This is a genomic window from Pseudomonas sp. S34 (assembly GCF_009866745.1).
Taxonomy (GTDB): Bacteria; Pseudomonadota; Gammaproteobacteria; order Pseudomonadales; family Pseudomonadaceae; genus Aquipseudomonas; species Aquipseudomonas jessenii.
Genome location: NZ_CP019398.1, coordinates 3,102,750 through 3,121,894 on the forward strand (window position 1 = coordinate 3,102,750; position 19,145 = coordinate 3,121,894).

The 19,145-nt window shown below is 58.5% G+C and carries 16 protein-coding genes and 1 tRNA gene; 9 read left to right on the forward strand and 8 right to left on the reverse strand.

From position 1 onward, the window contains the following. Positions 1 to 6: 6 nt before the first annotated feature. Positions 7 to 1,122 (reverse strand): S-(hydroxymethyl)glutathione dehydrogenase/class III alcohol dehydrogenase, encoded by a 1,116-nt coding sequence (locus tag PspS34_RS13825; protein WP_159389935.1) that lies wholly within the window; start codon positions 1,120 to 1,122, stop codon positions 7 to 9. 64 nt (positions 1,123 to 1,186) lie between these two features. Next, positions 1,187 to 3,223, reverse strand: coding sequence for an NADH:flavin oxidoreductase (locus tag PspS34_RS13830; RefSeq protein WP_159390395.1), 2,037 nt, complete (start codon positions 3,221 to 3,223; stop codon positions 1,187 to 1,189). A 192-nt stretch (positions 3,224 to 3,415) separates the two neighbouring features. Between PspS34_RS13830 and PspS34_RS13835 the strand changes: the two genes are divergently transcribed. The 4 genes from PspS34_RS13835 (at position 3,416) to PspS34_RS28400 (ending at position 7,317) form a co-directional block, all read left to right on the forward strand. Continuing rightward, the gene (locus PspS34_RS13835; RefSeq protein ID WP_159389936.1) at positions 3,416 to 4,396 is read left to right on the forward strand and encodes a 2-oxoglutarate and iron-dependent oxygenase domain-containing protein; all 981 of its coding nucleotides are present in this window, start codon (positions 3,416 to 3,418) and stop codon (positions 4,394 to 4,396) included. 25 nt (positions 4,397 to 4,421) lie between these two features. Beyond that, the gene (locus PspS34_RS13840) at positions 4,422 to 5,333 is read left to right on the forward strand and encodes a glyoxylate/hydroxypyruvate reductase A (RefSeq protein ID WP_238786602.1); all 912 of its coding nucleotides are present in this window, start codon (positions 4,422 to 4,424) and stop codon (positions 5,331 to 5,333) included. Between the two features lie 157 nt (positions 5,334 to 5,490). After that, positions 5,491 to 6,594 (forward strand): mandelate racemase/muconate lactonizing enzyme family protein, encoded by a 1,104-nt coding sequence (locus tag PspS34_RS13845; protein WP_159389938.1) that lies wholly within the window; start codon positions 5,491 to 5,493, stop codon positions 6,592 to 6,594. Between the two features lie 270 nt (positions 6,595 to 6,864). Next, a complete protein-coding gene (locus PspS34_RS28400) occupies positions 6,865 to 7,317 on the forward strand; it encodes a hypothetical protein (RefSeq protein ID WP_202982168.1) in 453 nt (150 codons plus the stop codon). Positions 7,318 to 7,797: 480 nt separating this feature from the next. Here PspS34_RS28400 and PspS34_RS13855 read toward each other — a convergent pair whose 3' ends face one another. After that, complete coding sequence (locus PspS34_RS13855; RefSeq protein ID WP_159389939.1) at positions 7,798 to 8,307, reverse strand: cupin domain-containing protein; 510 nt, start codon at positions 8,305 to 8,307, stop codon at positions 7,798 to 7,800. Positions 8,308 to 8,597: 290 nt separating this feature from the next. On the opposite strand from PspS34_RS13855, the gene PspS34_RS13860 reads away from it, so the two are divergent. Together PspS34_RS13860 and PspS34_RS13865 are read left to right on the forward strand one after the other, a co-directional pair. Further along, positions 8,598 to 9,665 (forward strand): alpha/beta hydrolase, encoded by a 1,068-nt coding sequence (locus tag PspS34_RS13860; protein WP_154909062.1) that lies wholly within the window; start codon positions 8,598 to 8,600, stop codon positions 9,663 to 9,665. Positions 9,666 to 9,775: 110 nt separating this feature from the next. Then, on the forward strand, positions 9,776 to 11,266 hold the full coding sequence (locus tag PspS34_RS13865) for a DUF1214 domain-containing protein (protein WP_159389940.1): 1,491 nt from the start codon (positions 9,776 to 9,778) through the stop codon (positions 11,264 to 11,266). A gap of 485 nt (positions 11,267 to 11,751) precedes the next feature. Here PspS34_RS13865 and PspS34_RS13870 read toward each other — a convergent pair whose 3' ends face one another. After that, a complete protein-coding gene (locus tag PspS34_RS13870; protein ID WP_159389941.1) occupies positions 11,752 to 12,483 on the reverse strand; it encodes a hypothetical protein in 732 nt (243 codons plus the stop codon). A gap of 264 nt (positions 12,484 to 12,747) precedes the next feature. On the opposite strand from PspS34_RS13870, the gene PspS34_RS13875 reads away from it, so the two are divergent. From PspS34_RS13875 to PspS34_RS13885, 3 genes are all read left to right on the forward strand, one after another. After that, the gene (locus PspS34_RS13875) at positions 12,748 to 14,067 is read left to right on the forward strand and encodes an OprD family porin (RefSeq protein ID WP_159389942.1); all 1,320 of its coding nucleotides are present in this window, start codon (positions 12,748 to 12,750) and stop codon (positions 14,065 to 14,067) included. Between the two features lie 170 nt (positions 14,068 to 14,237). Continuing rightward, a complete protein-coding gene (locus PspS34_RS13880) occupies positions 14,238 to 14,483 on the forward strand; it encodes a type II toxin-antitoxin system ParD family antitoxin (RefSeq protein WP_102670266.1) in 246 nt (81 codons plus the stop codon). Beyond that, on the forward strand, positions 14,476 to 14,595 hold the full coding sequence (locus PspS34_RS13885) for a type II toxin-antitoxin system RelE/ParE family toxin (protein ID WP_202982169.1): 120 nt from the start codon (positions 14,476 to 14,478) through the stop codon (positions 14,593 to 14,595). The genes PspS34_RS13880 and PspS34_RS13885 overlap by 8 nt, the downstream gene beginning before the upstream one ends. 119 nt (positions 14,596 to 14,714) lie before the next feature. On the opposite strand, the gene PspS34_RS13890 is transcribed toward PspS34_RS13885, so the two are convergent. From PspS34_RS13890 to fdhE, 4 genes are all read right to left on the reverse strand, one after another. Then, positions 14,715 to 14,810, reverse strand: a tRNA-Sec gene (locus tag PspS34_RS13890). A 19-nt stretch (positions 14,811 to 14,829) separates the two neighbouring features. Continuing rightward, on the reverse strand, positions 14,830 to 16,737 hold the full coding sequence (gene selB / locus PspS34_RS13895; RefSeq protein ID WP_159389943.1) for a selenocysteine-specific translation elongation factor: 1,908 nt from the start codon (positions 16,735 to 16,737) through the stop codon (positions 14,830 to 14,832). Further along, positions 16,734 to 18,164 (reverse strand): L-seryl-tRNA(Sec) selenium transferase, encoded by a 1,431-nt coding sequence (gene selA, locus PspS34_RS13900; protein ID WP_159389944.1) that lies wholly within the window; start codon positions 18,162 to 18,164, stop codon positions 16,734 to 16,736. The genes selB and selA overlap by 4 nt, the downstream gene beginning before the upstream one ends. Positions 18,165 to 18,215: 51 nt before the next feature. Beyond that, positions 18,216 to 19,142 (reverse strand): formate dehydrogenase accessory protein FdhE, encoded by a 927-nt coding sequence (gene fdhE, locus PspS34_RS13905; protein WP_159389945.1) that lies wholly within the window; start codon positions 19,140 to 19,142, stop codon positions 18,216 to 18,218. Positions 19,143 to 19,145: the final 3 nt, after the last annotated feature.

Sequence of the window (19,145 nt, forward strand, 5' to 3'; positions counted from 1 at the left end):
CCTTGGTCAGAAATGAATGACGGTGCGAATGCTTTGCCCGGCATGCATCAATTCAAAAGCCTTGTTGATGTCTTCAAGGCCGAGGTTATGGGTAATGAAGGTTTCCAGCGGAATTTCCCCGGTGCTCGCTTTCTCGACGTAGCTGGGAAGTTCAGTGCGGCCCTTGACCCCACCAAACGCGCTGCCGCGCCAGGCGCGCCCGGTCACCAGTTGGAAAGGGCGGGTGCTGATTTCCTGGCCCGCACCGGCGACACCGATGACGATCGATTCGCCCCAGCCCTTGTGGCAGCACTCCAGAGCAGCTCGCATCAACTTGACGTTGCCGACACATTCAAACGAATAGTCCACGCCACCATCGGTGAGCTCGACAATCACGTCCTGGATGGGCTTGTCATAGTCCTTGGGATTTATGAAGTCGGTCGCGCCGAGCGATAGGGCAACATCCCGCTTGGCCGGGTTGATATCAATGGCGATGACTCGCCCGGCGTTGGCCATTTTCGCGCCGATGATGGCCGCCAGCCCGATCCCGCCGAGCCCGAATATCGCAACGCTTGCCCCAGCCTCGACCTTGGCAGTATTGAGTACGGCACCAATGCCTGTGGTCACGCCACAGCCCAACAAGCACACCTGTTCTAGCGGCGCATCCTTGGGGATTTTGGCCAGGGAGATCTCCGGCAGTACCGTGTACTCGGAAAAGGTCGAGCAACCCATGTAGTGGAACACAGGCTGGCCCTGAAAGGAGAAGCGCGATGTTCCGTCAGGCATCAGGCCCTTGCCCTGTGTCGCTCTGACTGCCTGGCACAGGTTGGTCTTGCCCGACAGACAGAATTTGCATTGCCGGCACTCGGCCGTGTACAGCGGAATCACATGGTCGCCGACCGACAATGACGTAACGCCTTCGCCTATTGACTCGACGATCCCTCCGCCCTCATGACCCAGCACGGCAGGAAAGATCCCCTCGGGATCGTCGCCCGACAGGGTAAAAGCATCCGTGTGGCAGACACCGGTTGCCACGATTCGTACCCGTACTTCACCAGCCTTGGGCGGTGCGACATCGATGTCCACCAACTGTAACGGCTGTCCTGGGCCGAAAGCGACTGCCGCCTTCGATTTAATGGTCATTGCTGACATGGTTTCCCTCTTGTTCATGGCGAGCCTCCGCTCCATCAAGAATGGAGGCTCGGATTCAGATTTCTTTCACCAGGCGCAAAGCATCGTAGATGGCAGCGTGGGTGTTGCGAGCAGACACGGCGTCACCGATCCGGAACAGCTGGAAGCGTCCTTCGGGGTTGGTGACGATGTTCTGTGCCGTGCCGGCGATCAGGTCATGCTGTTCTACCGCGCCGCCATTGGTGGAGAGAGGACGCAATTCGAAGTACAAGTCGTCCAGGGGAAGGGTGCCATGGTTGACGACCACCTGATCGACCACGCGCTGCTTGTGAACCTGTCCGTAATCGCTGCCAAAGGTTGCAACGAGCCCGCCATCACGTTTTTCCACGGTATCGACCCGGTAGGTGACGGTGAAGGTGACCTCCAGGTCCTGCAGGCTGCGCATGTAGGGCACCAGGTTCATGGCCATGACTTCAGGTGCAAACGAGCGGTCAGGGGTGACGATTTCGACTCTCGCACCGCTTTGCGCGATGACCTCGGCAGCCTGCAGGGCGGCATGATCCCCAGCATCGTCGAAGATCAGTACGTTGCGACCGGGCTTGATGTCACCGGAAATGATGTCCCAGGTTGAAACCACGAGTTCGTTACCTTTGCGGAGCACCTCGGTATCCGGCAGGCCGCCGGTCGCAACGATGACCACGTCTGGCTCGAAGGCTTGCACGGTGTCGGCTTCGGCCCAGGTATTGAAGTGAAACTTCACCCCCAGCCGTTCGCATTGCGCCATGCGCCAATCAATGATGCTGATCATCTCACGACGCCGCTCACTCAGCGCAGTCAGACGAATCTGCCCGCCGGGTTGGTCAGCGGCTTCAAGCACCGTCACGTCATGGCCACGCTCACCGGCGACCCGCGCCGCTTCCAGCCCAGCAGGGCCGGTACCGACCACCAGCACCTTGCGCTTGACTGCGGCTTTGGGAATGTCATGAGGCATGGTGGTTTCCCGACCCGTCGCTGCGTTGTGGATGCAGTAGGCCGCGCCGCCCTGGTAGATGCGATCCAGACAGTAGTTGGCGCCCACGCACGGGCGAATGTCTTCTTCGCGCCTCTCGATGATTTTGCGCACGATGTGCGGATCGGTCATGTGCGCGCGAGTCATGCCCACCATGTCCACTTTGCCCGAGGCGATCGCGTAGCGCGCGGTGGCGACATCGGGAATCTTCGCTGCGTGGAAGGTCGGGAAGCCAGTTGAGGAGCGGATCTCGCCAGCGAAGTCGAGATGGGGCGAGTTGCGCATACCCTGAATCGGGATGACATCAGTCAGGCCGGCATCCGTATCAATGTGACCGCGCACTACGTTCAGGAAGTCGACCAGTCCGCTGTCCTTGAGCATGTGAGAAACCTGCATGCCCTCACTGGCAGTAAAGCCACCGGGCAATTCTTCATCACCGGTGTAGCGAACCCCAAGCAGGAAATCTTCGCCGACCCGCTGGCGGATGCCACGCAGGATGTCGAAGGTAAAGCGCATGCGGTTTTCCAGCGACCCGCCGTAAGGGCCGTCGAGGTCATTGGTCAACGGCGACCAGAACTGGTCCATCAAATGCCCGTAAGCTTGAAGCTCCAGGCCATCGAGACCTGCTGCCTTCATGCGCTCCGCAGCCTCTACATAGTCCTTGATGATCCGCTCGATGTCCCATTCCTCCATTTTCTTCGGGAAGGAGCGGTGTGAAGCCTCCCGCCGATGTGATGGCGACACCACCGGTAACCAGTCGGCCTTGTCCCAGCGGGTGCGACGGCCCAGGTGAGTCAACTGGATCATCACAGCCGCGCCATGTTCGTGGCATTCATCGGTCAGGTCCTTCAACCATCCGACTACTTCGTCCTTGTAGGCGAGCACATTGTTGAACACCGGCGGGCTGTCTCGGGATACGGCAGCGGAACCGGCAGTCATGGTCAGGGCGACACCGGCTTTGGCGCGCTCCACGTGGTAGGCGCGGTAGAGATCCTTGGGCATGCCGTCCACAGGGTAGGCCGGTTCATGGGAGGTGGTCATGATCCGGTTTCTGAGGGTCAGATTCTTGATTTTATAGGGTTGCAGCAAGGGATCGCTGGACATCGTGGTGCGCTCCAAAGTGGGCTTCATCAGACTCGGTGACTTAAAATTAGGATAAATGTACACCTGTGTCAACGATCGATGACACAGGTGTACATTTTGCTTGCGTGCCAAAAAAACCAGGATTAACATCCGTCAAAACAAGGACGAGTGTGGCTCGTCCGCGTCTGTCATCCATTTAGAAAGGAGAGAAGCGTGACTGAGTTATTTGATGTTCGTTTGGCCAGCAAACAAACTGCGTTCACTGAAATCCCGGTCATAGATATTTCGCCACTCATAAACGGCGAAAATCCGCTGCGGGTGGCAAGCCAGATAGGTGAAGCGTGCGAAAAAGTGGGTTTTTTTTATATAAAAAACCATGGCGTTTCGCAGCAACTGATAGATGAGATGTACAGGCTCACCAAACTTTTTTTCAAGCTTCCATCCGAGGAGAAGAACACACTTAACATCGTGAACTCCGGGCTTACGCTACGTGGTTACATCCCGATGTATGCGGAAAACGTAGACCCTGCTAATACGCGCGACTTCAAAGAGTGCTTTGATTACGGAGCCCATTACGATGAGGTTTCTCCGTTTTTTGGCCCTAATCAAATGCCATCCGGACTGCCGCAATTCGAAACGGTTGCCGAGGCTTATCATTCAGCTGTATTGGCGCTTGCGAGAATGCTCATCGGCGGCATCGCGCTGAGTCTGGACTTGCCGCAAAATTATTTTGAACAACGCCAACGCAAACCCATCACTATTCAGCGAGTTTTGCGTTATCCGCCTCAGGCAGGAAAGGTCTCCCTGGAAGAGATCGGTATTGGTGCTCACACGGATTACGGCTTCCTGACAGTCCTGTCTCAAGACACAGTTGGCGGTTTACAAGTCAAGAACCGGGCAGGGGAGTGGGTTACCGCCCCACCCGTTGAAGGCACTTTTATCGTCAACATTGGTGATCTAGTTCAAACCCTCACCAACGATCGCTACACATCGACAATGCATCGCGTCATAAATACTAGCGGTCTAGAGCGCTATTCAATACCTTTCTTTATTGATTTGGATTTTGATGCGGTTGTTGAGCCTGTGCCAACCTGCGTGAGTGAGGCTCTACCCGCAAAGTATGAAGCGTACACTTGTGGCAAACACAAATTTAAGCGTTTCGTTGATAGCTATGCGCATCTGAAAGGCGAATAGGGAGTTTTCTATGTGCATCCTATACATGGCCGACCCCGCCGATGCGCAGAAATGGCGAGATTGCCTGTCAACGCTCGCCCCTGAACTAGAGTTCCGCCAATGGCCTGATATCGGTGACCCGGCAGAGGTGCATTACATCCTGGCTTGGGAGCCTCTTGCCAAACTTTCGGAGCAGTTTGGTAATCTTCGGCTCATCTACGCTGCCGGGGCTGGAGTTGATCAGTTCGATTTGGCTAGTTTGCCTGCTCACGTGTCGCTAATACGGCTGGTAGACAGCTCGATGGCTGACATCATGGCTGAGTATGTTCTGTTTGGTGTTCTTGCCTTGCATCGAAACATCCTTGCTTACCAAGAGGATCAGCGAAGTGCTCGCTGGCAACCTCGACCAATCGTGCATGCTTCACAGCGGCGTGTTGGTGTCATGGGGGTTGGCAATCTCGGACGTGCCGCGCTTGATCGCCTTCAGCCATTGGGATTTCAGCTCAGTGGCTGGAATCGTTCTTCGAAGGAGGTGCCAGGTGGTAGCTGTTACGTCGGCCCGGACGAATTAGAGGAGTTTTTAGGGCAGTGCGACATCCTTGTGAACATGTTGCCGCTGACACCCGAAACAGACCGGATACTCAATGCAGCAAGGCTCGATTGTCTCCCTCATGGCGCTGGACTGATTAACGTGGGACGTGGCGCCCACGTTGTAGAAGCGGATCTGCTTTCTGCGTTGGATGAAGGCCGTCTTGGAGGTGCCGTACTGGATGTTTTGGTACAAGAGCCTCCCACTCAAGACAACCCACTCTGGAAACACCCTCAAGTGCTCCTGACCCCACATATTGCAAGCGATGTGCAGATTGAAGGTAGTGTGGCTGTGATTGTTGAGAATCTCCGAAGAGAGTGTGAGGGAGTGCCTCTCTTGAATGTGGTTGATCGGTCTAAAGGCTATTAGATGTTCCGCCTGCGACAGCACCATGCTGATCGCGGCCTGACTGGCGCAGGCCAAATCTGCCAACTTTTCCTCTAAAGGAAATTTATATAACGCATGAGGAATTCCTGAGTAAGGGGTTAATTGGGAAGCTCATCCTCACCATTCCGGAGATCGATCAATGAGAATTACTGAAGTCCATTTGTATCAGTACAATTTGCCGGTCATTAACGGGCCCTATAAAATGGCCCTCTCAGAAGTCTGGTTTCTGTCTACTACGCTAGTCAAATTGGTGGCCGACAATGGTCTGTACGGCTGGGGCGAAACCTGTCCGGTAGGTCCTACCTATGCCGAATGTCACTCCGCAGGAGCGTTGGCAGCACTAAAAGAAATGGCCCCAGGCTTGATCGGTGCTGAGGTGTTGCCGGTGCCATTGCATCGGCGCATGAACACTTTGCTTACTGGCCACAATTACGCCAAAGCCGCTATAGATATCGCTGCGCATGATCTACTGGGCAAGCATCTTGGTGTCAGTGTTTCCGATTTGCTGGGGGGCGCTGTGACGGATCGCGTGCCATCTTACTACTCTACCGTTATTGGCGCAGCGGATGAAACAGCCCGTCTCGCAGCGGAAAAACTTGACGAGGGCTACCTGCGTCTTCAAGTCAAAGTCGGCGGCAGAGCGGTCGAAGAAGACGTTGAAACCATCCGCAAAGTTTGGGAAGTGATCCGCGGTTCGGGTATGCGACTTGCCATCGATGGCAATCGGAGTTTGACCACCCGCGATGCCCTGCGGATAAGCCGCGAATGTCCGGATATTCCCTTCATCATGGAGCAGCCTTGCAACACTATCGAGGACCTGCAAAAAATCCGGCAGCAAGTCAGCCACGGCATTTATATGGATGAAAGCGGTATCAATCTGAATACCGCCATTACAGCCGCTGGCACCGGATTGGTTGATGGTTTCGGGATGAAGGTCACTCGGATCGGTGGGTTGCATCCGATGCGGGCATTCCGCGACCTTTGTGCGGCGCGGAATCTGCCTCATACCTGCGACGACTCTTGGGGCGGAGACATTATTGCGGCTGCCTGCACCCATATTGGTGCGACGGTTGCGCCTGAACTGCTTGAGGGTGTCTGGTTAGCGGCTCCGTTTATCAAAGGCCACTACGATCCAGAAAACGGTATTCGTATTGAGGGCGGCCATATTAAGCGACCTAAGGGCGTTGGGCTTGGCGTAGTGCCCGATGAAAGTCTCTTTGGCGCTGCATTGGCGATTTTTTAGTGGCGGGGTAAAGAGCTTACTCGATGAGCGCGTTCTCACGAGAAGGGCAGCACTATTCGGTTCCTTCCGGATACTTAGGCCGGTGATCAAGGGCGGCTAGATGGTCGCCTCGTCCGCGCCGGATTTGGGGGGGACGCCCGACAGGGCGTTCCTTGGTAAACCTGTGCTGGTAATCGGCGGATGATGCCCGATCGTCCAGCGGCAACCTGAACAAACAGGCAGGCCCTGCGAACGGCGGGCTCTGCCTTATTCATGCTTGGGAAACACACAATGCAAATGATCAGCGCGCAACAGATTCAATCGGTACTGGATTGGGAAGGCGTACTACAGGCGCTGCACGAGGCCCACCTCGGGTCACGCCCGTTGGGCGATAGCTACTTCATCGGCGACGCCGATTACGGGTTGTTCAGCCGGGGCGTGATTCTGCCGGGGGCAGGCGCCGGCCTGAAACTCGCATCCAATCAAAAGATCCTGATCGAGTCTTTCAAGTCGCTTGCAAACGAGCCGGGCTGCCAAGTCATCCTGACTACACACAGTCCTGGTTTCGCGTCGGAGTTGCCCGTGGACAGTATTCGTTATGTATTGCGTGAAGTGACTACCGGTGAACCTCGTATTCAGATGGGGGCCGATGCATTCAGTGACGTTGCGAGTCAAAGTGTTGTTATGCGTAGAGGGACCGAACGACGTTACGGCGTTCAAGAACCTGAGTCGAATACTCCATAATGCGGAGTCCAAGAGGTGAATACGCGTACTGATGGATCTTGGGGGGCTTTGACCATCAAGCATGAAATGGAAAGTTATCTACATGCAGATGCCACTCGAGAGCTTTTAGGAATTGAAATTGAGGTGCTTGACCATCCCGGAGCAGATGGAAAAGCAGTTCCTAAAGTTTTTGGAGAAGCGTTCGTTGTTCATCGGGGTCATGGCATGCCTTTAAAGGACAGCACAGCCAAGCAAAAGCTAGCCGAGGCATTTGCACGAATGACCATCGAGCAAATTCGAGAGCGCGATCTTTACCGCTTCACATTGGAGAGCCAGGTGCCCACTGCGCAGCACTACGCGATGTGGAATGAGGATTGGAACCAGCGCGCGACTGAGGCGGGGATCTGCTTCAATACAACATTTAACATAATATACATTACACGTAATACGATATGGCCAGATTGGCCCAGACTCTCACAGATCTTGAAGCAAGCTACCACCTCATCCTCGCGTCAGCCTTTCGATCAATGCCCAATGCTCAGGAAACTGCTGAGCGAGCTTTTGCCGGTCACCCATTTCCATATCCGCGAAATCAAAGCCTGGCGTAACCGCTTCACTGATCAAGCCGAATCCTGCTGCACCGTGCATCACCTGCGAAGCTTTCCAGATGCCACCGGGCACATGCAGTTGCAAGCATTGTCCGGCGAGAACGTCGTGACCCATCACAATGGTTTTCAATGCGCCGTCCGGAAAAATCAGCGTGTACTGAATCGGATCGCCCAGATGATAGTAATGAACGATGTCTGACCGGTTCAGATGGAAATGACCTATTGGAGCGTCCTGGGTCAGCAGATAGAAAATCGACGTCATGCAATGCCGTTGGCCAGCGGACGTCAGAATCATGTTCTGGTCGTCCGACTGGTAGGTTCTGCGAAAGAAACCACCTTCGATATGGGGATCAAGGGCCAGGGTTTTGATCAGCTCTGCAATTTTCGTGGTGCTTGGATTCATTTTGTCTCCCTGCCTTTAAATCGCAACGTTATTGGCATAATCGAAGCATTTGCCAACATAACTCGACTAAATAGTGCTTTAGTCGAGTTAGCCTTCATACTGATCCTGCCCCCCCTCCAGTGTCTGACCTGTTGTGTATTACAGTGTATCGGCGTGACACCTCGATACACAGACTTTCATCCGGCCTGCAATTGGACACAGGCCAGATACGTTGCCGCGCTTGAATACACGTAAGGTTTGAAGGGGTTCGGACGGAACCCCTGACCCACGGCTGGTAATGGAGACATCCCATGAAGATGGCACTGCGCAACAGCAAATCCGGCAAGACTCGCCGCCACCTGGTCGGCCCTTCGATCCTCGCGCTGACGCTGTTCGGCGTGCTCGGTGCGGCCCACGCGCAAACGGCCGCCACCGCGCAGCCAGCCGTGGTCCCTGCCGGTACCACCCAGGCGGCGCCCTCGCCCTTCGGCCCGCTCAAGCATGTCAACGCCGGGCTGCTGGACGTGGCGTACGCAGAAACAGGCCCGGCCAACGGGCCGGTGGTGATCCTGCTGCACGGCTGGCCGTACGACATTCATAGCTATGATGAGGTTGCGCCGTTGCTGGCCGCCAAGGGTTATCGGGTGCTGATGCCCTATGCCCGGGGTTATGGCGATACGCATTTCCTGTCCGACAAAACCCTGCGCAATGGCCAACCGGCTGCACTGGCCAGTGATGTCATCGACTTCATGGATGCCCTGAAGATCAAGCAAGCGGTGCTCGGTGGCTACGACTGGGGTGCGCGTTCGGCCGGCATTGTCTCGGCACTGTGGCCGGAACGGGTCAAGGCGCTGGTCTCGGTCAGCGGTTATCTGATCGGCAACCAGGCGGCCGGCAAGAACCCGCTGCCACCCAAGGCGGAATTGCAGTGGTGGTATCAGTTCTACTTCGCCACTGACCGTGGTCGCGCCGGTTACGAGAAGAACACCCATGACTTCGCCAAGCTGATCTGGCAACTGGCTTCGCCGAAATGGGCGTTCGATGACGCCACCTTCGACCGCAGTGCCAAGGCGTTGGAAAACCCCGACCATGTCGACATCACCGTGTTCAACTACCGCTGGCGCCTGGGCCTGGTCCAGGGCGAAAGTCGGTACGAAGCGTTGGAGCAGAAACTGGCCACGGCGCCGTCCATCAGCGTGCCGACCATCACCCTTGAAGGCGATGCCAACGGCGCACCGCACCCGGCGCCTGAAGACTATGCCAAGCGCTTCACCGGCAAATACGAGTTCCGGTTGATCAATGGTGGCATCGGCCACAATCTGCCGCAGGAAGATCCGCAGGCGTTCGCCAAGGCGGTGATTGATGCCGATCATCTTTGAGGTCGATCTGAGGCCCTCGCGCCTGCGCTGAACAGCACTGGGGTAAAGGATGAGCTATCTTGAGAGCGAATCACCTGCATTCGGTGACTGCCGACAAGTAAGGACGCTTCATGAATCGTTTACCCCGGTGTCATGCCCTCCTCGCCTTGACTTTCGCCAGTACGGTCACAACCGCAGCCCTGTTGAGTACGCCGGGTTACGCAGCGCAAGTCACTGTTGCCGCTCCGGTCGCCAGCCCTGTCTCAGGCCCTGTCGCCGGCACCAAAGTAACCGAACCGTATGTGCGCATGATGGCGCGCGAGGCGTATTTCTGGGCCTGGCCGATGGCCAATATCTTCAATCGTCGCCAGGCCTTCAAGAACTTGCCGGAACCCGGCTTGATGGGTGGCATCGTACCCGTGGCCCCGATCAATCGGCTGTCGATGCTCAGCGACTACATCGACCCGGCCGAGCGGCTGGTGGCCTGTCCGAACCAGGACGTGGTGTACGGCGCCGGCAGCATCGCCCTGGACATTGAGCCGGTGGTGCTGCAAGTGCCGGACTTCGACGGCCGATTCTGGGTGTATCAGGTGGTGGACCTGCGTTCGGACAGCTTCGTCGAGATGGGCAAAATGTATAACACCCAACCGGGTTTCTACCTGTTGGTCGGCCCGGACTGGAACGGCAAGGTGCCGCCCGGCATCAAGCGGGTGTACCGGGCGCGTACGAACACCGGGTTCGTGATCCCTCGGGTATTCCAGGACGATACCGCCGCCGACCGCCAGGCCGTGCAGCCGGCTTTGTCGGGCATCGACATGTACCCGCTGTCGCAATACGACGGCAAAATGAAGAAGCGCAACTGGGCCAGGCTGCCGAAATTCCCGGCCCAGGCTTCTGAAGGCAATGCCGAAACCAGGTGGGTGGTGCCGGAGAAGTTCTTCGATGAGCTGCCGGCCCTGCTCAAGGACGCCAAGCCATTGCCGGGGGAAGAAGCCCGCTACGCGCAAATGGCCGCCCTCGCGGCCATCGCCAAGGCCGACCCGCAACTTCGCGCTGCGATGATCGACGAGGCGAAAAAGACCGACAGCGAAGTGATCGACCCGCTGTTGCAGTTCCGCAACTACGGTCTGCAATTGCCCAATCACTGGAGCACCGTGAGCAACGGTGCAGCGTTCGGCACCGACTATTTCACCCGTACCGCCGTCGCGCGTTCGAACATCTTCGTGAACCAGCAGAAAGAGACCAAATACTTCTACCAGGACCTGGATGAGAACGGCCTGCGCCTCAACGGCCGGTACGGCTACAGCGTCACGTTCGCCAAAGGCAAGCTGCCGCCAGTCAGGGGGTTCTGGTCGCTGACGCTGTACAACGAACAGCACTTCTTCTCGCCGAACGAGCTCAAGCGTTACTCCATCGGCACCAAGAACAAATCCCTGCAAACCAATCCTGACGGCTCGCTGACCATTTACGTGCAAAGTGAATCACCGGGCAAGGACAAGGAAAGCAACTGGCTGCCCTCGCCCAAAGGTGCCGAATTCTCGCTGTACATCCGCGCCTACTGGCCGCAAGCCGATGTCCTCGACGGTGACTGGACCCCACCGGCGGTGGTGAAAACCAAATGAACAGGATCTGAAAAAATGAGCGTCCGGGTGGCGCTCACTTCATTTTGGCGGCATGGAATCCCCCCTAAACCCTGTGGGAGCGAGACTGCTCACGATGGCGGAGTGTCAGCCGATATCAATGTTGGACGTGCCGGTCTCATCGCGAGCAAGCTCGCTCCCACAGGTTTCAGTGGCGCCCACAAATGCTTGTCACACCACAAAACAAAGGTGGGAACGAGCTTGCTCGCGATGGCGGAGTGTCAGCCGATATCAATGTTGGACGTGCCGGCCTCATCGCGAGCAAGCTCGCTCCCACAGGTTTCAGTGACGTCCACAAATGCTTGTCACACCACAAAACAAAGGTGGGAGCGAGCTTGCTCGCGATGGCGGAGTGTCAGCCAGTATCAATGCTGGATGTGCCGGCCTTATCGCGAGCAGGTTCGCTCCCACAGGACACGATGGCTGGCTTCGCGCTCCGCCGGTTTACGCCAAGACACGACTTTTTGCTACGAGTAATGGATATCACTCAAGTCGATCGACACCAGCAACGCCTCCTTGTTGACCTGCCCATCGATCTTGCGTCGATAGGCTAGCCGCTTGCCCGGCATGCGCAATCCGTCGGCTTCAACGTAGTCACCAACCAGTTGGGCAGCGGGCATGCCGCCGCTCACATCGACGCTGTAGTCGTGGCGGCGCAGCAGAAAGTCATCGCCGAAATAGAAGTCCTGGATGGTGCTGTGGGTTGCGATGCTGTCGGGAAAATGCACCCGCAAATGCCGCCAGAGTTCGGCCCCCTCTTGCAGGGGCTTGATTTCTTCGCAGGTTACTCCCGGCAAGGTGAACAGGAAGGGCATGGTCAGGTAGGACCACATCGCATAGCCGTTGAAGTAGGCCCGGTGCAACGGGTCCCACGCCGTGTGTTCCCCATGGCCCTTGAAGGATGCCCGGGGCGCATGGCGCTCGGCAATCACCTTGCCCGCGGTATTCTCGATGGCGATTCGGTTCGGCGTATAGGCCGTGAATTGCTCCGGTGCGCCGAAGGGTTTCACCGAGGCTCTTTGTTCATGCAGCCACGCGGTCATCTGGCGTGGCGCGCTGTCCTGGGTCAACCCTTTCATGCCCCAGAGCGAGCCGCCGGTGACGATCGTGGCGCAGACCTTATTGAAACTGTTCCAGCGCACCAGGCCGCCATGGGCGGCAAGCACCTGGTCCAGCAGTTCTCGATCCTGTGCAGACATGATTGCGTCCCCTCCTCGGCCGGCAGCGCTTGCCTCATTACCAGAATAATCGATAGCCGACCGCTTGCAGGGCCGTGCCGATGGACAGCCCAATTGGGGGTTCTAACCACTTTGCGCACCAGGCATCAAAGACAGCACACCGATTCAATACTCCCGACCCGATCTACGTAACCATGACCACCTCACTCCCCCCAAGTAAGGACAGTGTCATGGCCATTGCAAAGGCAGAACCTGGCATAACCCTGCCCCTTTGGTGACCCATTGATGATCCTTTCCCTGCAAGACTTCAGGGCGCCTGTTGCCCTGTTTTTCTGCCTGCTGGCCAACCACGCACCGGCCGAGGAATCGGTGCAAGGCGCAGAAGGATTTTTCGAGGGCTCAACCCTTGGCGTGCTCAGTCGAAACTTTTATCTGAACAGCGACTATCGATCCCCCTCACCGACCGGAAAAAACTACAAAGCCGAATGGGCTCAAGGTTTTATCAGCGCTTTTGAATCCGGTTTCACGCCGGGCACAGTTGGTTTCGGTCTCGATGCCCATGCCTTTGCTGGATTGAAACTCGACGGTGGCAAAGGCCATTCCGGAACCGGTCTGCTGCCCGTGGGCAGTGACGGTCGTAGCGAAAGCAATTACTCCAGCGGTGGCGGCGCGATCAAGCTCAAGGCATCGAACACCACCCTGGCGTTTGGCGAAATGGAGGTCGAATCCCCGGTGTTCGATACCGCGGACAAACGCCTGCAACCGGAGTACGCCACAGGTTTTCTGCTCAACAGCCGCGAAATCGACGGCATGAACCTGCAAGCCGGTCACTTCACGGCATTCAAGAATCAAGACAGTGCTTCAGGCAAGGGCAACTTTTTCGGTTATGGCGCCAATACCGAGGCCGGCGGCATTTCGTTTGTCGGTGCCGATCTGTTTACCCAAAGCCCGGTTGGCGGCGCCCTGTATGCCTCGGATCTGACCGACACCTGGCATCAGTACTACGGCAACCTGCACTTCAAGCAGTCCGGGGTGTTCCTCGACGCCAACCTCTATCACACCAGGGACACTGGTCAGGCGCTGGCCGGCGCCATCGACAACACGGCGTACAGCCTGTCCGGTAAATACGCGCTGGGCGCCCATGGTTTCACCCTGGCGTATCAGAAAGTCGACGGTGATACGCCATTCGATTTCGTCGGTGGCGATTCCATCTACCTGGCCAACTCGATCAAGTACGCCGACTTCAACGGCGCCCACGAACGCTCCTGGCAGGTTCGTTACGACCTGGACCTGACTGCCTTCGGGATACCCGGCCTGAAGTTCATGACCCGCTACGTCACCGGCGACCAGATCGACGGCACCCATGCACCACAAGGCGGGGCCTACAACCCGTTCGACCCGGCGACCGGCACCTTCGTGCCGCAACAAGGGGATGGCGGCAAGCATTGGGAGCGGGACATTGATTTGAAGTACATCGTCCAAACGGGGGCGGCGAAGGACCTGTCGGTACAGGTGTCACACGTTTCGCATCGGGCCAATGAGGCGCAGGCGGGTGATGACATAGACCGGATATATGTAGTGATTGAGTACCCGCTGGAGTTCTGAGCAAACCACGCGGCAATGTTTGGAATGTATTCAATTGTTGGAGCGGGCTTGCCGCAAAGCTGTAAATTCTGTTCGGATTGGAAGGTTTGCAATAGTGGCCCGGCTGCTCGAAACCGCACCAATAGTATGATAACTTGCACGCAGTCGACCATCTCCGTGGAGGCCCATTCATGGGAACCGTACGAAAAACCATCACCGTGACTGACCAGCAAGACAACTGGATCAAAGCGCAGATAGAAGCGGGCCATTACACCAACGACAGCGAATACATTCGCGATCTGATCCGTCGTGAACAGGAGCGCAGCGCTGAACTCGAAACGATCCGTTCCGCCCTTCGGGAAGGTGAATCCAGCGGAAAGCCTCGGCCATTCGATCCAGTTGCATTCAAACAGAGAATGTTAACCGCGCATGGCTGAATATCGTCTGACGCCTGCCGCAGAGGGTGACCTTGAGGCAATCTGGAGTTATACCGCTCGCCAGTGGGGCCTGGATCAGGCCAATCGCATGGAAGCGCAGCGCAATCTCTGACGATCCATTTCACAACCCCCGTGTAAAAACTGGACGAATGTGTTGCTTCGACCAACTGCCATCGCGAGCAGGCTCGCTCCCACAGGGGATTCAGTTGAGTCAGAACGTGTGGGGTTGATTGGCGGAAGGCAGCCGGAGTCGAACCTGCCCGGGAACGGATGCCGTCCCCAACCGGGTTTGAAGCCCGGCCGCGCCACCGGGCGCGATTGCCTTCCTTGAATGATTGCCTCTGAATCAAAGCTCATTTCGCTGGGCCAGCGCACTGTCCAGGCGAATCTGCCGACGATCGCCAAAGCGCCGGGTCAGGCCGACACGGTCAAAATACTCCAGTATCTGAATGCTGCGCTTGCGCCCCAGGCCCACCGCATCACGAAACGCCGTCACCTGAATCACCGGGTTGGCGTCCGCCAGTTGCAACAGCATAGCCGCCAATCGGCGAATCATGCTGTCGGTGTAAAACAGGTCGCGTACCACCTGGTGCAACAAGCCCAGGCGCGCCATCTTGCGTAGCAGTGCGCGGACGCTGGCTTCGTCATGTCCCAGGTTGCGCACCCAGGGCGGGTCGAATCCGGCCTGTTCGAATAGCGGCTGCAATTGTAGCCACAGGGTTTCGTCCTCTTCGCTCAAGCGCACCTGATGTTCGGGCAGGTGCAACCACGGGCCGCTGCTGGCGATGTCTCCGCTGGCCAACAACTCGTCGAGCAGGCTGATAAACGTTGGGCGTTCCAGCGAGCTGCCGATGAATCGACGCAAGCGATCCCGGTCCGGCCCCATCTGATCCGGTTCGAGTTGATGGAAATGCGCGAGCTGATCCACTAAGGGCGCTTTCAAGGATCCCCAGCGACTTGCACTGAACAGCAATGGGCCTTGACGGGTATCGATCAGGCGCACGTCAGCGGGCAACACCCAACTGCTGCGCGGTCGGTTGAACTGCCGCTCCAGGCGCTGCGGATCGAGTCCTGTGTCGCTGTGGGCCAGCAACGCCGGCAAAACATCTTCCAGCCCGGCACTGTTCGCCAGCGCACCCAGTTGAGCCAGACGTTCGGGGCTGCGGCGTTGCCGATCCGGGGCAAACGGATCGAGCACCCGGCCGCCGCCCAGGGTTCGTTGAGCACTCTGGTCACGCAGGATCAGCGGATCACCCTTCACTGCATGCACCGCTGTGTTGAGCAGCAGTTGCGCAAACATCCGGCCACCGGGCGCCAGGCTGGTGCCTTCCAGCAAGGCGACGCGCCCGGTCACGTCCTGGGTGCCGAGGTGCACGTGCACCGGTTGAAAGTGTTCGAAAGCCCGGGGTTCGCCGGCCAGCAGTTGCATGTCGATGTCCAGGCGCCGGGTGGGCGCATACAGGCCTTCGGCGAGTAACCAGTGGCCGCGATGGATGTGTTCCAGGGCCAGCCGTTCGGCACTCAGGTTCAAGGCCACGCGCTGGCCGGCGAAAGCGTGGTCGGCGGCCTGGTTTTGCGCGTGCAGGCCGCGAATGCGCACCGGTTTACCCTGTGGCCCCAACAGCAGGGTATCGCCCACCGCGACCTGGCCGGACAGTGCCGTGCCGGTCACCACGATACCGGCCCCGGCCACGCTGAAAGCCCGATCGATCGCCAGGCGAAAACCGCCTTCAGTGCTGCGCTGCTGTACTTCACGCTGGGCTTGCAGCAATTGTTGGCGCAAGGTTTCGATGCCCTCGCCGGTCACGCTCGACAGCGCAATCAGCGGCGCATCGGCATACGCTCCGGGCGCCAGCAAGGTACGGACCTGCTCACGCACGATCTGTACCCGGGCGCTGTCGACCCGGTCGCACTTACTGATCGCCACCAGTGCCCGGGGGATGCCCAGCAACTGGACAATCGCCAGGTGCTCGCGGGTCTGCGGCATCACCCCGTCATCGGCGGCCACCACCAGCAACACCAGATCGATGCCCTGCGCTCCGGCCAGCATGTTGTGGGTGAAGCGCTCATGGCCGGGAACGTCGATGAATCCGGTCAGCTGCGCATCCGCCTCCAGCTCGGCATACAGGTAGCCAAGGTCGATGGTCATGCCGCGCTCACGCTCTTCGCGGCGCCGGTCACCCGCCTGACCGGTCAGCGCCTGGAGCAGCGCTGTCTTGCCATGGTCGATATGCCCTGCGGTGCCGACAATCACCCTGCCCGGCCCTCCACCTGTAATTGTTCGAGTTGTGCCAGCCATGCCGGCTCGTCGTCCAGTTGCCTCAGGTCCAGCCACAGGGCGTCATCGTCGATGCGCCCCAGGACCGCAATCGGCAAGTCGCGAAAGGCTTCTTCCAGCGTCAACAACGAGCGTCCGCGCAAGCGCTTGGACGTCAGCGGGCGCAGACACAGCGCTGCGCTGGCCAGCCTCGCCACCGGCTGGCTGCCGCTGCCGATCATGCCCAGTGCCGGCATGGCACTGACGCTCCAGCCGTCACCCAGCACTTGGGCAAGCGCCGGCCGCAAGCGCTCGGCCTGGGCGAGAATCTCGGCCTGTGGCCGAGTCAACAGGCGCAGGCTCGGTAAACGCTCGGCCAGTCGGTCCGGGTTTCGGTACAAATCCAACACGGCTTCCAGGGCCGCCAGGGTCATTTTGTCGACACGCAGTGCACGTTTGAGCGGGTTTTTCTTGATCCTGGCGATCAATTCCTTGCGGCCGACAATCAATCCGGCCTGTGGTCCGCCGAGCAGTTTGTCGCCACTGAAGGTGACGATGTCCGCGCCATCGAGCAGGGCCTGGCGCACCGTCGGCTCTGCCGGCAAGCCCCAGCGGGTCAAGTCCAGCAGACTGCCGCTGCCGAGGTCTTCGAGCAACGGCAGTCCATGTTGGTGGGCAATTTGCGCCAGTTCAGCCGTCGCCACACTCGTGGTGAAGCCTTGAATGCTGTAGTTGCTTGCATGCACGCGCATGATCAAGCCGCTGCGCGGGCCGATGGCAATCTCGTAGTCGCGGGCATGGGTGCGGTTGGTAGTGCCGACCTCAACCAGCTTCACCCCGGCGCGGGCCATGATGTCGGGAATGCGGAAGGCACCGCCGATTTCAATGAGTTCGCCCCGGGAAATAATCCCTTCCTTGCGTGCGCCCAGGCTGTTGAGGGTCAAGAGCACCGCTGCGGCATTGTTGTTGACCACGGTCACCGCTTCGGCGCCGGTCAATTCGCGGATCAAGCCTTCGATCAGGTCGTCGCGATCTCCGCGCTTGCCGCTGCGCAGGTCGAACTCGAGGTTGAGCGGATAGCGCGCGGCCATTTGCACCGCTTCAATCGCTTCCTCGGGCAATAGCGCCCGGCCGAGATTGGTGTGCAAGACCGTGCCGGTGAGGTTGAACACCCGACGCACATGGCTGCGATGCTCGGTTGCCAATCGCTCGCCGACCCTGCCCGCCAGCACGTCGGCGCTGCCTTCCACAGGTTCGAGCAAACCCTGCCGTACGCCTTCGCGCAGTTCATCCAGCAATAGCCGCAAGGCGCCCAGCAAGGCGTCGCGTCCATAGCGCTCGGCCAACGGCCGGCACGCCGGGTGACGCAACAAACTGTCGATGGAAGGTAGACGCAAGGGTTGGCTGGCACTGCGTGCAGACATCTGGTGCTCCTGAAAACGAATGACCCTCGCGCCAGAGTGTAGACGCTGCGGTTACTCGTCTCCCGGCGCCAGCAACAGATTGGGTGCCAGACGCTGATAACCGTCCTGGGTCAGGCGCATGTCGAGCATCAGGCTGGACAGGTCTGCCGACAACGCTTCGGCGTCCGCATCGTTCTCCAGATAGAGCAACTTCAGATAACTGTTGCAACCGGGGCAGACTTCGGCGCGCAACGGTGCCTGGTTGGCGGCATAGCGATCATCTTCAAGGCTGAGGTATTCCAGGCCCTTGCTCTGTTCGCAATACACGCATTTGACCCGCACCACATGCCACTCGCAGGCACACAGCGAGCAGACCAGGTAACGCAAGCCGTTGTGCTTGCCGCGATGACGGATGACCCCGGCCATGGCCGGCGAGCCGCAGGCCGGGCACTGGCTGAGGCTGTCGCCGGGAGTTAGCGCGAGGTTCGGCGTACTCAACAGCCAGTGGCTCCAGGCTGTTTGAAGCGCCGCACCGAGAAACGGCACCAGCGCCGCCGGCACCAGCGAATACTGGCCACTGACCAGCGCCACCGCCCAGGCACGACGTTGCCCGGCACCGGCCAGGCGCAAGGTGTCCACGGCATCGGCCACGGCGGATTGTGACGGCGCGCTATAGCACTGCAGCAAGGCATCGAGGTAAGGCTGCCAATCGTTTTCGCGCGCCAGGCTGTCGGCCGCGAACGGTGGCAAGCCGTGTTGCTGGCACAACTCGATGCGTTGTCGGTCAAGGGGATCGCTTGGCGGCGGGTCGTCCAGCACCTGTTGCTGCACCCGGCACAACCCGGCGATCAGGCGCAGGTAATCGGCCATCGGGTGCCCTTCGGCCAGCGTTTCCAGGCGCTGGCCACGCAGGCTGAACAGGTTATGCGGTGGCATGTACAGAAACGGCGGCGAACTGGCCGCCGCTTCGATTTCTCCGGGTTCAAGGATGGTTGGCAAATG

Excerpts from the sequence above, each read along its gene's own strand:
- PspS34_RS13825 (WP_159389935.1), bottom strand. The coding sequence starts at position 1,122 with ATGACCATTAAATCGAAGGCGGCAGTCGCTTTCGGCCCAGGACAGCCG.
- PspS34_RS13830 (WP_159390395.1), bottom strand. The coding sequence starts at position 3,223 with ATGTCCAGCGATCCCTTGCTGCAACCCTATAAAATCAAGAATCTGACC.
- PspS34_RS13840 (WP_238786602.1), top strand. The coding sequence starts at position 4,422 with ATGGCCGACCCCGCCGATGCGCAGAAATGGCGAGATTGCCTGTCAACG.
- PspS34_RS13845 (WP_159389938.1), top strand. The coding sequence starts at position 5,491 with ATGAGAATTACTGAAGTCCATTTGTATCAGTACAATTTGCCGGTCATT.
- PspS34_RS28400 (WP_202982168.1), top strand. The coding sequence starts at position 6,865 with ATGCAAATGATCAGCGCGCAACAGATTCAATCGGTACTGGATTGGGAA.
- PspS34_RS13855 (WP_159389939.1), bottom strand. The coding sequence starts at position 8,307 with ATGAATCCAAGCACCACGAAAATTGCAGAGCTGATCAAAACCCTGGCC.
- PspS34_RS13860 (WP_154909062.1), top strand. The coding sequence starts at position 8,598 with ATGAAGATGGCACTGCGCAACAGCAAATCCGGCAAGACTCGCCGCCAC.
- PspS34_RS13865 (WP_159389940.1), top strand. The coding sequence starts at position 9,776 with ATGAATCGTTTACCCCGGTGTCATGCCCTCCTCGCCTTGACTTTCGCC.
- PspS34_RS13870 (WP_159389941.1), bottom strand. The coding sequence starts at position 12,483 with ATGTCTGCACAGGATCGAGAACTGCTGGACCAGGTGCTTGCCGCCCAT.
- PspS34_RS13875 (WP_159389942.1), top strand. The coding sequence starts at position 12,748 with ATGATCCTTTCCCTGCAAGACTTCAGGGCGCCTGTTGCCCTGTTTTTC.
- PspS34_RS13880 (WP_102670266.1), top strand. The coding sequence starts at position 14,238 with ATGGGAACCGTACGAAAAACCATCACCGTGACTGACCAGCAAGACAAC.
- PspS34_RS13885 (WP_202982169.1), top strand. The coding sequence starts at position 14,476 with ATGGCTGAATATCGTCTGACGCCTGCCGCAGAGGGTGACCTTGAGGCA.
- selA (WP_159389944.1), bottom strand. The coding sequence starts at position 18,164 with ATGTCTGCACGCAGTGCCAGCCAACCCTTGCGTCTACCTTCCATCGAC.